The sequence below is a fragment of the Bradyrhizobium sp. NBAIM03 genome (assembly GCF_020194055.1).
Lineage (GTDB): Bacteria > Pseudomonadota > Alphaproteobacteria > Rhizobiales > Xanthobacteraceae > Bradyrhizobium > Bradyrhizobium yuanmingense.
The window spans coordinates 1-995 of sequence record NZ_JADYVS010000091.1 but is presented as its reverse complement, the minus strand read 5'-3'; the positions used below and the strand labels follow the sequence as shown (position 1 = coordinate 995).

1 pseudogene is annotated in these 995 nt (G+C 65.7%); it reads right to left on the bottom strand.

Going from position 1 to position 995, the window contains the following annotated elements:
- Positions 1 to 995 (bottom strand): annotated as a pseudogene (locus tag I6F21_RS37530) (IS5 family transposase); the annotation flags it as partial.

The window sequence follows — 995 nt, the reverse complement described above, 5'->3', positions numbered from 1 at the left end:
GGCAAGGATGCGGCGGAAGTTGTGGCCGACAGCTGAGAGGACGACGTTGGCGGCATCGCCGGCGCGGCCTTTGAGATAGCACCGGCCGAGGTGCCCTTCGGCCTTCAGGTGTCCGATGATGGGCTCAATGGCGGAGCGGCGGCGCAACTCGCGCTTGATGGCGCCGAAGACGCCGCGCTTCTGGCCGGAGATGAAGACGCGGCGGGGATTTTGCGCGTCGTGGCCGCGGTAGCCCTTGTCGACGTAGGCCCGCTCGATCGCACAGCCGGTGAGGGCCTCGGTGCGGTCAATAACGTTCCGCAATGTGTGACCGTCGTAAGGGTTATCGGGCAGCGACCTGGCATGCAGCACGAACAGGCCGCCGGGAGCCCGGCGGTTGTTGGTGACGATGGAGGCCTTCACTCCGAACTCATAAGGCGCGGCGGCCTTGCCCTTGCCGATGCACTCGACCTCCGGGGCATGGAAGGAATACAGCTTCCAGCCGCGTTGTCGCTGCTGCTGCGAGCGGATCTGCGTGGCCCGGCCAAGCGGGAGGGCGAACGCCTCCTCCAGTGTTCCTGGCCCTCGATCTTGCGGCGGACGTCGCGAATGATCCGGCCCAGCCGGCTGCGCAGGATGCGCAGCTGCCGCTGATGCCGGTTGAACTGTTTGGCATGAGCGTAACGGCCCGCCATCATCGCCGCGCTTTTTGCCACTCGAGAATAGGATTGCCGCAGCCTGACCCCGTGCTTCCTCGCCAGGCGGTTCAACCCCCGGATCGCTGCATGCAGCAGTTTGGCGTCGGTCGGGAAGCTGATGGCCTTCGGCTGCACGGTGGTGTCGACCGTGACCCGCTTAAGGTCTTGGCTGCGCAACGCACCAGCCTCGTGCGCCACCCGGAGGCTCTCGGCCAACAATCGCTCCAGCTTGTCGCCGAGCCGCTTGCGCCAATGGCTCAGGTCCGAGCGCTCGTGCGGGAAAACGTGCTGGAAAAACTCTTCGCCGGTGAAGAACTG